Here is a 13396-nt window from a genome sequence, read left to right as displayed (position 1 = left end):
GGCGAGCCTCACCCTCTTATTTGCGTGGCAGTTTCAACGTTTGTGCTGATCGTGATCGCGGGCCGTTTTTTGCGCTGTCGAGTCATGGGCTGTACCCGTTGATCCATCCGGACGATGGGCATCGTTGTCTCGCTCCTCTTCTCCATGCGGCCTTGTCAGCGCACCTTCTTTTTGCCTGTCGCTCACTTTCTTCATGTTGCTCTCCTCCCATTGCCTTTGAACAAGGGAAGCCAATCTACGGGGCAAAGTTCAGGTCAGTGACACTCCAGGAGATGGGCGGGCAACAGGGGCGATGAACCAATTACTCCAGGCTCGCGTCCACCGCAAAACAAGCGAGTCGACACTGAAATGGAAAACGACCCTGTACTGGCCGCCCTCGGCTATCTCAAAAACAACAAACTGATTTTGAGCACAGCAGAATCGTGCACTGCAGGCTGCCTTGTAGCTTTGTTGGCGGCGGTACCGGGTACCGGGTACCGGGTACCGGGGAGGTGCTGGAAAGCGGCTATGTCGTCTACTCACCCAGCGCCAAGAAGCGGCTGCTGGGAGTCAGCGCCGAAACCATCGAACGATACGGCCTGACCAGCGAAGCAGTAGCTTGGGAAATGGCCTTGGGCGCCTTGAGAGACAGCGATGCGAATGTGGTGATCGCCACCACCGGGGTAGCCGGGCCGGCGCCCGAATCTGGGATACCGCCAGGAACGATGTGCTTTGCGTGGGCTTTCGCCGGCGAGCCAATTGCCGTTTTCACGCGCACTCAACGTTTCTTCGGCGAGCGGTCTGAAGTCATGCGCCAAGGCGCCCTGTTCGGGTTGACCCGGCTTTCCCACTATCACCAGCGCTGGCTACGCGGCGAGCGCGCCTGAGGGCTGTGATCATGTCGGAAGATGAACTGCTATCCAGGCATCATCCTGTTCAAGAAGATATGCCGATGCAGCAGCGCGTCTGGCGCTTCGAGCGCGTGGGGTGGTATGTACTCGTGGCCATCGTATTGCTTGCCTTGGCAGGCCTATTCGGTAATGGCCCGTTGAGCGATGCCGAGGTGGTGAGCCAGGATGGTCGGGTACGGGTTGAGTACCAGCGCCTCAGCCGAAGCGGCACAACAGACAACCTTTTCATCACCGTTCAGGGTATCCCTGGTCAGCCGGTGGAGGTACAACTCGAGGGATCGTTGCTCCGTGACGCCAGTATCGAGACGTTACAACCGGAGCCGCAACGGTCGATGTCGCATGGCCAGGCCATGCTGTTCCAATTGGGAACTAAGCAAGATGGGATCGCCACCTTGTACCTAACCCTTCGAAGTGAACACGTGGGGACGCTGGAGGGCAGTGTCAGGGCTGGCCCTGAAAGCGCCGTTCACTTCTCCACATTCCTTTACCCCTAGGAGTGCGTCATGGATTCGATCCTCCGCGCAGCCGGGATGTACGTCGCCCTTATGCTGCTGTTTCGCGTAGCCGGGCGGCGCTCACTGGCCGACCTGACGACCTTTGACTTCGTCTTGCTGCTGATAATCGGGGAGGCCACCCAGCAGGCTCTTCTAGGCGAAGACTTTTCGTTCACCAATGCCATGTTGGTAATTGCCACGCTGATCGTTTTGGACGTCGGTCTTTCACTCGCAAAGCTCAACTCCAAGCCCTTAGCCAGACTTCTGGACGGGCACGCTACCCTGGTTGTAGAGAATGGGCGCTTTCTGCATCACCGCAGTAACCGGCCAGCAAACACACCTTTCTGACCCCACCGCCAAAGGCGATGGTGTCCACCTATTTAAGTGGACACCACTTCTAGCCTTTTAAGAGGGTCTTTCAGGATGTGCTGATGCGGCTGCCGACGCAGCGCGCCAGTGAGATCGCCGAGTTGTTGCCGCATAACTGGCTGCCGTTACGCAACCTGTAATGCCCGTTCGCTTACCGATGTTCTGCTGCAATGGATCATGAGGCGCAATCAGAGGCGCGAACAATGCCACCAGAACGATCGCCACCAGCAGGCCAATTCCAATCCAGGAAAGGCGGTTCTGAAACAGTGCTTGCCAAAGTGTCGTGGGCTTGGCTACGAGTGGCGCAGTGAGACTAGTCATTTGATTTTCACCCGAGGATCAACCAACCCGTAAACGATGTCGGTGATGATGTTTACGACGATCACGCACAGTGCGAATACGACCATCAGCCCTTGGAGCAAGGTGTAATCCCGGGTATTCAAAGCCCCCAGAATCAGTTTCCCCAGGCCCGGACGGTTAAACACGATTTCGGTCAACACGGAGTTGCCGATGAGCGTCCCAAAATAGAGGCCCACAACCGTCACAATCGGGATAAGTGCGTTACGCAAGCCATGCCGCAACACCAAGCGCATAGGACGAACTCCTTTAGCTTTGGCTGTGCGGATGTAATCTTCCCCAAGCACGCTGATCATCGAGGAGCGCGTAACGCGCATCACATAGGCCGTCATGATCAACCCCAGGTTCAACGCAGGCAGCGTGAGAGCGTGGAGCTGGGAGAGAAATCCTCCGTCGACCAGGCTTCCGATTACAGGGAACCAACGGAAATGGATGGCGAAAACCAGCAGCATCAGCATGGCAGACACAAACGCGGGGAACGACAACCCAGTCAATGACAGAATGCGGCCAACGTAGTCTGGCCAGGCGTTGCGGCGCAGCGCCGCCCAAACCCCAAGCGGCAACCCGAACACAAGGCCAATCAGTACGGATGCAAACGTCAATTGGAGCGTCCACGGCAGCACCAGGGACACCTCCTGCAGCACTGTTCTGCCGCTGGTCATGGAGGCCCCAAAATTCCCCGAGAGCATGTCACCAAGGAAGTGGATGTACTGCATCGCGATTGGTTGATTTAGGCCCAACTGCTCGCGCATGGCCGCCAATGATTCGGCACTGGCCTGGTCACCGAGCATGACTGCAGCAGGATCACCAGGCACCAGGCGGACGAGTACAAAGACAGCAGTCAGCATGGCCAGCAAGGTTGGAATAGCGAGCATCAGTCGCTTAATCGCAAACTGAATCATGACAGCTCTCCATCGATCGTTAGCTCAGTCGTTGACACTGTCACGGTCGTGCTCAGCCGTTGGGTTACCACTGCACGCGGTAAGCCTCCAAGCGGCGGCCTCATCAGGTGTTTCAAGCTGCGAATCATGGCAATTTCTCCTCCACATCAAGTGAGGCCAGTTCCCCAAGTGTTATTGGTTTAAGGGGTGGTCGGATCCGGTAGAAACCAACATCCTCAACTGCTTTTTGTTGCTCGGCTGCAACGATGTTCGCGATGGTGTAACCGCACTGTCGACCTTGGCAGGGGCCCATTCCGGCGCGGGTAAACGCCTTGAGCTGATTGACCCCTGGCTGGGCTATTGCGCAGGCCTTACGAATGTCGCCCGCCGTCAGCTCCTCACAGCGACAGACCACCGTCTCGTCGGATGGGGAGTAAATGCTTGCGCGCGGTGGATACATCGAATCCAGCATTGGCCGCAGGCGTAACAGTGTCTGTAGACGACGGCTCAACGCTTCCGTCTGTTGTGCAACGGCGTCTGCAGCCATACGACCGGCACGTTTAGCCATACCGATTGCTGCCAGCTCACCCCTGACACACGCTGCCTTGGCGCCGCCGATTCCTGCACCATCACCCGCAACGAAAATGCCCGGTTGATCGGTCTCGCCCCACTCATCCAGGTCTGGAACTAAACACCTTTGCTGTTTACTCCAGCTGTGTTGGCAGCCAAGCGATTGGGTAATGTGAATTGAGGGAATCACTCCTTCGTGGGATAGGAGGACGCTCGCCGGCACTGTGCAGAGTTCCCCGCTTTTAAGCTTGAATTGAAGCTGTTGAAGCTTGCCATCACCCAGGGCTCGCAGCTCTGTAACGCCTTTGATTCGGCGAGCTCCCGAGCGGCGGATCTCATGCAACCACGCAAGGCCCTTGCTGACTTCCTTGAACTCAGCAAGCATCGAGCTTGCCCAAGGAAGCGCGCGGCGCCACCCACCTGGCGGGGTGGTGTCCAGCCAACCGGCGACCTTGCCACCCGCTCGAATGAGCTGCGCCATGTACAGCAGTGGTAACGGCCCGCTACCCACTACCCAGACGGGCTCTGCCGGGATCTGGCGAGACGTTTTAAGGAGGATCTGGGCGGCGCCGACGGTTAGGACACCGGGCAGAGTCCACCCTGGAAATGGGGCTGGACGCTCTTGTGCACCGGTGGCCAGGAGCACCTGCCCGGCACTGACTGCTTCAGCTACACCATCGCGCTTGATGAACACAGTCCAGCCAGGCTCAATCTTCCACACTTGAGTATTAGGCTCGTACGTCGCTCCGCACGCCCGAAAGCGTTGTACCAGCTCCGCGCCGACCTTGTATTCAGCCCCGAGAATTTCTCCCGTAGTGGTATGCGCGACAGTTTCAACAGCACGCCAAATCTGCCCGCCTGGTGCTGGCTGTTCGTCCACCACCAGCACCTGCAGGCCTTGCTCGCCAAGAACAATGGCTGCACTCATGCCGGCAGGGCCAGCACCGACAACAATCACATCAAACTTTCGGCTCACGACACTACACTCCGGCGGCCATACTGCCGCTCAACGCGCATTCCTTCTTTCACTGTCACCAAGCAAGTCTGGGTAGAAGCGTTCCCATCCACTACTGCAAGACAGTCGAAGCAAACGCCCATCATGCAATAGGGCGCGCGCGGGCTTCCTTTCACAGGGGAGGTGCGGTTGACTGCAGTGCTTTGTCTCAGCAACACCGCTGCTACCGTTTCACCTTGCTCAGCCATCACTGGAACGCCATCCACATAAATCGTGATCGTGACGGCGTGCAGTTCAGGAAGTTTTTTGAAGATCGAAACGTCCATAATGGAAAATCTCTAAATCAGCGGGAATTGATTTGGCGTCGAAGACTTTCGCGTACTCATTGGCGTGGAAGGACGCCAAGGTCACGCCTGAGTGACAGGTGGCGATCTCTGCCCCTGGGTGAGTCAATGAGCGCGCATACACAGGATTTCCATCCGGCGTCATGATCCGCAGACAAGACCATTGGCGAACCAACTTGGCTTGTGCAAGCTCAGGCAAAATCTTCAAAGCCTTGCGCGTTATTCGCGCAGCGCCCTCAGTAGTTGTGGCCAGGTCAAAACCAACCTCCTCCTGGGTAACGCCGATCATCACCGTACCTTCCGCCGTTTGGCGCAATCCACTAGCGGGGATCGGGAGTAGCGGTGCAAGGCGCTCAGTGACCAGCAGTTGGCCGCGCTGCGGGCGAATAGGCACGTTCAGGCCCACCATTGGCCCAAGCGCAGCGCACCCCAGTCCAGCCGCCACTACGATTCGCTCGCACTGGGCACGGTAGTCCCCTGCATGAACTTCAAAGCCCCCACCAGAAAGGCGTCGAATCTGGGTGACTGGGCGATTGCTCTGCAGTTGGCCGCCACGTCCCATAAAGGCTTTATGCATGGCGGCAAGCAACCGAAGCGGGTTCGCATGCCCATCGAATTCGCCAAAGCTCGCACCAACAACAGCCTTGCCAAGCTTCATGGTTGGGAATCGACGCAGCAGTTCAGCTCGATCCAGCATATGGGCTGAAGGGGCGAGTTCTGGCGTTTGCCTGTTCCAGGCATCCATTGCCTTAGCTCGAGCCTCAAACTCGTCATCACTCAGACAGAAGTTCAAGCCGCCCTTCTGCTCGTAGTCCAGCGAGATTCCGCTTTCCTCTTCAAGCTGCGATGCAAATGCTGGCCATGTTTTGGCCGCGTTGAGCGACAGCCGCTGGTAGTCAGGGTCTCGCATCCCCTTGCCGTGAGCCCACACCAGACCAAAGTTGGCCTTGGCCGCGCGGTAATCGGTATCAGCTCCATCCAGCATCAAGATACGCCGCTTACCACTTGCGAGGCCGTAGCCGATGGCGGCACCTACCATGCCTCCGCCAACGATGATCACATCAAATTGCGGAGTCATTTACTGGCCACCACGCTTCACAGTAGTGAGTTCGGTCACTGGGGGCTGCAGATTCAATGCGCCTTGCAGAACGTATCCATAATCCACGCTGGCAGCTTTCGCCCAGACCTGCTTAAGACCAAACAAAGGGATTGCGCAAACGTCGTCGTGAATCTGAACCTGCGCTTTCTTCCACAAATCGAGCTGAGTCTGAGGATCCGCCTCTACCCGGGCTTTGCGAATGGCATCATCAGCTACAGTGCAGTGCCCGAAGTTCGACATCGCGGCAGGCGCGCCGATGGCAGACGCCGAATCATAAAACTCCGTGAGCCAGTAGTCCGCGCCTGGGTACCTGGCGGCACCGTAAAACACAATTGCGCTTTGATCCTGACGGCTTTTGGCTTGGTAAGTCGCATGATCCACGACCTCCATCTCCAGGTTAATGCCCGCCTTGGCCAGCTGCGCCTGAATGATTTCCATAATTGGCAGTTGGGGTGCCGCGTTGGAAACCACCGCTTTGAGCTTCAACCCATTGGGATAGCCAGCGCTGGCCAGCAGGGCTTTCGCGTGCGCAGGATCGTAGGCATATGGGCCGGCGCTGCAATCGAGCCCTTGGTAACCATTAGGTACAACGGAGCACCCGCCATCAGCGACATCTTTACCGGCATAGCGAATGATTTCATCGATATTGACCGACGCCGCGATAGCTTGACGAACCTTGATATCATCTAACGGCTTGATATTCCGGTTGAGGAAGAGGGTACGAAATTCCGCAGGCTCGAAAACGTCCACGGTCACACCACGCGCCCTGCTTCGCTCTACCCAGCGCTGCTCACGCTTACCCAGCATCAGATCAAGCTCATCGGATGCAAACGCCAACTCACGAGCACTGTCGGAAGGAATCATCCGATACACGATTGCGCCAAGCTTCGGCTTGCCGCGAAAGTACTGATCGTTTGCCACCAATTTCACATACTGCTGGGTGATATGCTCACCAAAGGCGAACGGGCCAGTTCCGATCGGCGCTTGGCCATAGCGCTCGCCCAGCTTCTCGACCGCCGCCTTACTGACAATCTGGCCGCCGTGGTAGTTTGAAACTCGGCCAAGGAACGCGGTATCCGGGTACTTAAGAGTTACCTTAACCGTGTAGTCGTCCAAAGCCTCGACTTTGTCTATGACAGTGAAGTTCGCTGAAAAACTGGAGCGCTTCGGGTCTGATGCCCTTTCAAGGGAATAAACCACGTCGCTAGCCTTGAGCTCGCCATAACCACCGTGGAACATCACCCCTTTTCGCAGAAAGAACGTCCAAACCTTCTTATCGTCAGAACTTTCCCAGCGCTCGGCAAGGTCGGCCTCCAAGGCAGCAGGATCCGAACTGCCTGGCGGGAAGCGCACCAAAGCATTGAACATCTCGGCGACGATACCCTTATCACCGATCAGCGAGGCGCGATGAGGGTCAAGACTGGTGATATCAGCAATACCTGGGCTGACCGAGATGGTTGCCCGTACGTCATCTTGGGCCAGTGCCAAAGGGCTGACCCCTGACAGCGTTATCAACGCGGCAACAGCGCTCGTTCGGAGGGCCAAACCTAATGATTTCATTTTCACGACTCCGGAAGTAATGATGCTGATTTCAACCAGTCAGATCGGTCAGCGTGGCTAGGTCGGAGAGGCATGGTTCGGCCCCTTCACCTATATGCTTTTTAGCAATGGGTGGGCCAGCCGATCATATCTAGATGATTTTATTAGTTTTTTATTTTTATGAATGCTGACTCTATAGCCACAAAAACATCAAATAATGTCTTTTTCCTATGGCAGATGAGAACTCTTCCATTCAAATGCACCGCGCGTGGACGTAACAGGGCATGAAGCGCTCCAAAATGAAACGTCGTCACTCAAACCGCTACCTTCCGTAACATTTGTGAAGTAGAATCCTATTCGAAGTCAACGCAAATAAGACGCAATAGCATTAATTGACAGCAACGCTCCCGTGACTGCGCACTGACCTGCCCTGTTCGCCCGCCCAATCAGTTCATGGCGGACTCTTTCCGATTCCCACCAAACGATGCGCGCCTCGAAACAAGCTTGCCGAGTGGTAGATGGCAAGGAATGTTTCTTTAGAATAGATGAGATAGCGGCTTAGACCCTCTGCAACTGGCCTCGAAAAGCTTTTGATAAGTCCAAGTCGCTACCGTAAGCTAAAAGCTCATGTCTTTATGCTATCGATTGGTGGTGTGCTATGGAGAACAGGATCACTCTTCGTCACCTTGAGGCGTTTCGGGCGATCATGGTGCGAAAATCGGTTACTGGCGCAGCAGAAATGCTTGAGGTGACCCAGCCGGTGGTCACGAGGTTGATTGCCGATCTAGAAGAGCGGATAGCCCTTACTCTTTTCACAAGAACTAAAGGGCGACTGGTACCGACGCCTGAAGCGGCTCTGCTCGTCAAAGATGTCGAGCAATCATTGCTAAGCATCGAGCGCATCGCTAATGCGGCTACTAACATAAAGTCTTTAAAAATGGGACGGCTGGAAATTGCTGCGGCGCCAAGCATGGCGCTCTCGTTTCTGCCGCGCGCGATTCATAGCTTCACGGTGGCCCACCCCGAAGCGCTCGTCTCAATGCGTATGCACAGCTCTCCCACAGTTCTGGACATGGTGCAAAGGGATCAATGCGACCTGGGGTTCGCCATGTTCCCGGCACGCTCAACTAAATCGGGAAACAGTGAGACGCTGGTATCCGCAAAAATGGTCGCGGCTGTGCCAAAAAATCACAGTCTTGCGACGAAAAGAGTCTTACGACCAGAGCATTTTGAAGGCGAACGATTCATCTCCATGATGCCACTTATGGAATCCCGGATGAGGATCGACTCCTTGATGCTGTCTCATGGCGTGAAACGGCATATAAACTGTGAAACACAGACCTCTGCTGCAGTCCTGCAGCTGGTTGAAGCAGGCGTCGGCATTTCTATTATCGACCCGCTAACGGCCTGTGGTTATACAGGCAATGGCGTAAAATTTGTAAATTTCGAGCCTGCCATCAGGAATGATTACTCCATAGTAATCTCTCAGAGAAACTCATCCACACTAATACTAAAACCGTTCATTGATCATGCAAAAAAAGAGATTCTAAACATGCTTCCCGCTCACTTGCTAATCCGAAGTTAATAAGCTTTGCTAGCGCCTCACTCTCCATTTTTCAAGCGCGTTAGAAAGTCGAACTTCTACGAGATCAATCAAAATAAGCTGCACCAACTAAAAAACTGAGCGGACATTGCTGTCACGCTCAGTCAATATCTCTAAAGAGATGCCATTGAGCCTCGTCGCCCCCCTCCTAACCATGTTGATTGCTCAAAATGCAGGAGTCGAAGATGCTATGTGGCTCAGTAGGATGCTCCTGCCCTAGCGGTGGGCTTAAAACCGCTGATACGGCTGGAGGGCAGCTTCAGAATCACCAGGGCCGACACGACAGCAGCAGGAATGAGCAAGAACGCTGGGGATGCCGCAACTTTTGTTACAGAAATCAACCAGGTCGAGATCATCGGTGCGAAACCGCCAAAGCAACATACTGCCAACGTGTATCCCACGGTCATCCAGGTGTTGCGCAGGCGAGTCGGGAAAATCTCACAGATAGTAGCTGGCCCTGGGCCTGAGTACATTGCAAACAGTGCGCTCAAGCAACATTGCAGCATGACAACCTGATGGAAGCTTGCACCACCAGACATCATGTTCAGAATCGGGTAAGCCAGTGTAGCTGTACCGATGCACCCCAGGAGGAGCAGAGGCTTACGCCCGAATCGGTCGGACAGAGCGCCCGCCACCGGAATCAGCATGATCTGTAGGAGCAGTGCAATGTTGCTCGAGATCAGTGCTTCAGTCCTGGTGAGACCTGCGTGATTCTGCGTGTACGTTACCATGTACGCAGAAACCAGGTAGGACAGGGTCGTCCAGAAAATGGTGAAGCCAAATGCTTGCAAGCCAAGTACATACGGCTTGGTCTCGGTCGGATTTACCACTTCCGTTTTGCTATTGACGTACTCAGGGGTCTCTTCGGCATGAGCCCTCAGGAACAGACTGAAAGCAAAGATCGCCAAACCGCCAGCGATGAATGGAACTCGCCATCCCCAGTCCAAGAGGTCTTCAGCAGGGATCAGCAAGAGGGCCGATGCCACCAGGGATGCAAGCAGCGCCCCTCCAGAAGAACTGACGCTCTGGAAGCTTCCAAAAAACCCTTTTCGACCTGCCGGAGACCATTCGACGATATAAGAGGCAGAGGTACCCCATTCGCCACCAGCGGCGAACCCTTGAAGGCATCTCAACACGACTAACAGAATCGGCGCACCAACACCAATAGTTTCATAGGTCGGAATCAAACCAATACCAATACTGCCGATGGCCATGCAAATAATCGTCAGCAGCATCGCGGGCTTGCGCCCTCTTCTATCCCCAATGCGACCAATCACGTAGCTACCGAGCGGTCTAGCGATGAAACCGGCGCCATAAGCCGCAAACGTCTGCAACAAGGATGTTGTTTCATCTACGTTTGGAAAGAACAACTTAGCAATGGTCGTAGCAAAAAATGCATAGACTGCAAAATCGTAAACTTCCAACAAGTTCCCACTTCCAGAAGTGGCCACGGCGAACCAGGTTTTTCTGGTAGATATTGTTTTAGTCATGATTTTTCTTCTATCAAGTGAGGGCGCCGCACGTAATTTCACCGTACGGAGCACCGATTCGTTTTTATTTTCCATCCCGCATAGCAAGGTTTGAAGCGCGGATCAAATCCGGCTACGCATCTGCTTCTACAATCGCTGTCGCACCCGACAAGTCGCCGAGCTTTTCCCCTTCTCTGATCCGTCGGCAGTTCTCGACACCGCGAACCTGTTTAGCCAATGCCGTTTGCACAACGTCATCAACTTCTGAAGGGCTCAAGACAAGGACTCCGTTCTCATCGCAGATCACGATGTCGCCGGGACATACAGCCACACCACCACAGGAGACAGGCATGTTCAACTTGCCACCCAACCCATAGATACGAGTTGTAATCGGAGACACGCCGCGACTCCAGACCGGGAAATCATGCTCTTGAATCTCATGTGGGTCGGTACACATGCCGTCAATGACTGCGGCGCTTGCACCAGCAGTCACAGCTGCCTGCGTGACCCCTCCTCCCCAGCAAGCATGCTTGCGATCACCCAAACGATCGATCACCACAATGTGACCTGGCTTGAGCAAGCTGGTAGCGTAGTGCAACAACGTAGAATCTTGAGCAGGAAGTGCCAAAGTGACCGCCGTACCCACAACGCGCTTACTATTACCCAGCGCTTGAATTTCTCCATCCATGAATCCCCAGTGACGAAGATGACCGACAGTAGCGGTCTCGACCTCAAGTAGGATTTTTTCCAGCTCAGGGCTGATTGGATCCGGCATATCGCCAATGAGGAACTTTTTCATTTTTAAAGTACCTTGTGGGAGGCGAGTGGAATTTGCTTGCGAACTGCTGCAATTCGCTCAGGTTCGATATTTGCAGTCACATAGCCCACGCCATCGGACGCTTTGGCGATGATATGCCCCCAAGGATCGCAGACAAGTGAGTGGCCGTAGGAGTAGCGAGTCTCACCCGACTGTTCAAATGGGCCCGTTTGACCTGGAGCCAGGAAGTAGCACTGTGTTTCAATTGCCCGTGCGCGACAGAGCACATCCCAGTGGTCTTTGCCCGTTTGAAGCGTGAATGCTGCTGGTAGCACGATGACGTCAGCACCCAATGCAACAAGCTTTTGGAAAAGCTCTGGGAAGCGGATGTCATAGCAAATGGCAAAGCCATACTTCAGACCGTCAATATCGACTACCGTCACCTCGGTACCTGGCGCTACTGCGCTGGACTCGCCATAGCGCATACCGTCCGGGGTTACGATATCGAACAGGTGGATCTTGCGGTAACGACCCAACTCATTACCTTTGGGATCAAAGACGACGGAGGTGTTGTAAACGCGGCTGCCGTCTGGAGTGCTTTCGTAGAAGCTACCGGTGTGAACGTAGACGTTGCAGTCCTGCGCTAGCTTTCTGCACATCTCATATGCCGGCCCACCAGTGTGAGGCTCACCAGCTGCGATCTTTTGCTCAGGCGTACCGCCAGCCCAATCAAAGTGCTCAGGGAAGACAACCAGACGTGAACCGTCGCGATCAATTGCCTCTCGCGCAAGACGATCAGCTTCGGCCAAGTTAAACGCTTTATCCTGTACCGAATTCACCTGAATAAGAGAAACTTTCACAATCAACCCTCACTATTTGCTTAACACTTGAGGCAGGCGCCTCAGGAACACTCACCCGACACACTTTCCGAATATAGTTGCGTCAGATATTGAACTAGCGCATGCGCCGCCCTGTTTGGATGCACAGACGATGAGGTGATAACCCCAATCTTAAGTTCCAGCGACTTTTCCAACTCAAAGGATTGAAGCTGACTGTCAGCCCGCTCCATTAAGCTGAAACTACTTACAAAAGTAACTCCGAGGCCGCCTCTGACCAACTCAATAGCCGTGCCGGCTCCACCGACTTCGATCGTATAATTAGGCGTCACTCCAGCCTCATGGAACCATTGATCGACCATTGGCCGTATGAGTCCATTTGATTTGAGCCCTACCAAGGGGACTCCCGCCAGCTGCGCAGCGGTAACTGTCGAGGCTTGCGAAATTTGAGCAGTGGGTGACGCCACACAAATAATTGGGCTGCTAAACAACGTCGAGCTTTGGTCTTCGAGACCACTCGAGATCGACAGTATGCCGAGATCTGCCTGACCTGAATTGACTCGATGGGTAATGAGCGCTCGATGCTCAACGTCCAAGTCAATTTTTATGCCTGGATGCAACGCTGCAAATTTTCCAATACCGTTCACAATCCGCCCAGCGGACAATGCTTGGGTAATGAGGATACGCAACTCAGCGTTGCCATAATTCGCGATTTTATAGGCTACTGCCTCTACGGACTCGAGCCCTTGATAGAGCCGGTCAACCTCGGCTAGTAACTGGATTGCCTCTGGCGTTGCACTAAGCTTTCCTCCTTGCCTGCTAAAAAGGGGAAAACCAACGGCAGTTTCGAGACCAGAAATCATATAGCTGATCGCAGGCTGGGTCACGGCCATAGCCGCACTTGCACGTACCATGCTGCCCTCCCGCATGACCGTCCTAAACGCTTCGATCTGCCTTAATTTAATAGGCATATGTACTCCCTATCGCAGACGGTTTTGTTTGATATCCGTCGCGCTCAGTAAATACCCTAACCATCTGGCAGATTTAGCCTGGTACAACCAGGCTAGACCTTACAGAGCGCATCCTCAGCGGTTGCCTACGTTGCGTCCTGCAGTGCTGACTCAGCCCCTTGCATCCATTGGTGGGGCAGATCCGATGGGGCTGACTGCCCTTGATGAATGCTGTAGGTTCAGTTTGTGGCACCTAGACCATCATAGATAATCAAAAAATCGC

At 54.5% G+C, this 13396-nt stretch carries 12 protein-coding genes and 3 pseudogenes; 4 read left to right on the top strand and 11 right to left on the bottom strand.

The window, feature by feature from the left end; all coding sequences use genetic code 11:
- Nucleotides 1–33: 33 nt before the first annotated feature.
- Nucleotides 34–195 (bottom strand): hypothetical protein, encoded by a 162-nt coding sequence (locus BGP85_RS28875; protein ID WP_181004482.1) that lies wholly within the window; start codon nt 193–195, stop codon nt 34–36.
- 153 nt (nt 196–348) lie between these two features.
- Here BGP85_RS28875 and BGP85_RS11610 point away from each other — a divergent pair.
- From BGP85_RS11610 to BGP85_RS11600, 3 genes and pseudogenes are all read left to right on the top strand, one after another.
- Nucleotides 349–866 (top strand): annotated as a pseudogene (locus BGP85_RS11610) (CinA family protein).
- Between the two features lie 11 nt (nt 867–877).
- Entirely contained in the window at nt 878–1384 is a 507-nt protein-coding gene (locus tag BGP85_RS11605) for a hypothetical protein (RefSeq protein ID WP_181004481.1), read from the top strand.
- Nucleotides 1385–1393: 9 nt separating this feature from the next.
- A pseudogene (locus BGP85_RS11600) lies at nt 1394–1711 on the top strand (DUF421 domain-containing protein); the annotation flags it as partial.
- A gap of 207 nt (nt 1712–1918) precedes the next feature.
- Here the strand turns inward: BGP85_RS11600 and BGP85_RS11595 are convergent.
- From BGP85_RS11595 to BGP85_RS11570, 6 genes and pseudogenes are all read right to left on the bottom strand, one after another.
- Nucleotides 1919–2074, bottom strand: a pseudogene (locus BGP85_RS11595) (ABC transporter permease); the annotation flags it as partial.
- The gene (locus BGP85_RS11590) at nt 2071–3012 is read right to left on the bottom strand and encodes an ABC transporter permease (RefSeq protein WP_041505939.1); all 942 of its coding nucleotides are present in this window, start codon (nt 3010–3012) and stop codon (nt 2071–2073) included. The gene BGP85_RS11590 and the pseudogene BGP85_RS11595, both read right to left, overlap by 4 nt.
- Nucleotides 3013–3136: 124 nt before the next feature.
- On the bottom strand, nt 3137–4537 hold the full coding sequence (locus tag BGP85_RS11585; protein ID WP_103447283.1) for an NAD(P)/FAD-dependent oxidoreductase: 1401 nt from the start codon (nt 4535–4537) through the stop codon (nt 3137–3139).
- Nucleotides 4534–4842 (bottom strand): (2Fe-2S)-binding protein, encoded by a 309-nt coding sequence (locus BGP85_RS11580; protein WP_197080547.1) that lies wholly within the window; start codon nt 4840–4842, stop codon nt 4534–4536. Before BGP85_RS11580 ends, BGP85_RS11585 begins: the two co-directional genes overlap by 4 nt.
- Entirely contained in the window at nt 4811–5938 is a 1128-nt protein-coding gene (locus BGP85_RS11575) for an NAD(P)/FAD-dependent oxidoreductase (protein WP_181004480.1), read from the bottom strand. Before BGP85_RS11575 ends, BGP85_RS11580 begins: the two co-directional genes overlap by 32 nt.
- Complete coding sequence (locus BGP85_RS11570) at nt 5939–7519, bottom strand: ABC transporter substrate-binding protein (RefSeq protein ID WP_103447282.1); 1581 nt, start codon at nt 7517–7519, stop codon at nt 5939–5941.
- Between the two features lie 637 nt (nt 7520–8156).
- Between BGP85_RS11570 and BGP85_RS11565 the strand changes: the two genes are divergently transcribed.
- Nucleotides 8157–9083 carry a LysR substrate-binding domain-containing protein gene (locus tag BGP85_RS11565; RefSeq protein ID WP_103447281.1) on the top strand — a complete coding sequence of 309 codons (927 nt, stop codon included), beginning with the start codon at nt 8157–8159 and terminating at the stop codon, nt 9081–9083.
- A 215-nt stretch (nt 9084–9298) separates the two neighbouring features.
- Here the strand turns inward: BGP85_RS11565 and BGP85_RS11560 are convergent, their stop codons facing one another.
- The 4 genes from BGP85_RS11560 to BGP85_RS11545 are packed head-to-tail and all read right to left on the bottom strand — an operon-like array spanning nt 9299 to nt 13134.
- Complete coding sequence (locus BGP85_RS11560) at nt 9299–10666, bottom strand: MFS transporter (protein ID WP_232877757.1); 1368 nt, start codon at nt 10664–10666, stop codon at nt 9299–9301.
- A 37-nt stretch (nt 10667–10703) separates the two neighbouring features.
- The gene (locus BGP85_RS11555; protein ID WP_103447279.1) at nt 10704–11369 is read right to left on the bottom strand and encodes an RraA family protein; all 666 of its coding nucleotides are present in this window, start codon (nt 11367–11369) and stop codon (nt 10704–10706) included.
- 2 nt (nt 11370–11371) lie between these two features.
- Nucleotides 11372–12187: a carbon-nitrogen hydrolase family protein gene (locus tag BGP85_RS11550; protein WP_060501428.1), complete on the bottom strand. Its 816-nt coding sequence runs from the start codon at nt 12185–12187 to the stop codon at nt 11372–11374.
- 41 nt (nt 12188–12228) lie between these two features.
- On the bottom strand, nt 12229–13134 hold the full coding sequence (locus tag BGP85_RS11545) for a LysR family transcriptional regulator (RefSeq protein WP_103447278.1): 906 nt from the start codon (nt 13132–13134) through the stop codon (nt 12229–12231).
- Nucleotides 13135–13396: the final 262 nt, after the last annotated feature.

The sequence above is a fragment of the Pseudomonas putida genome (assembly GCF_002906855.1).
GTDB classification, from domain to species: Bacteria; Pseudomonadota; Gammaproteobacteria; order Pseudomonadales; family Pseudomonadaceae; genus Aquipseudomonas; species Aquipseudomonas putida_N.
This window is presented reverse-complemented; position numbering and strand designations above follow the sequence as displayed.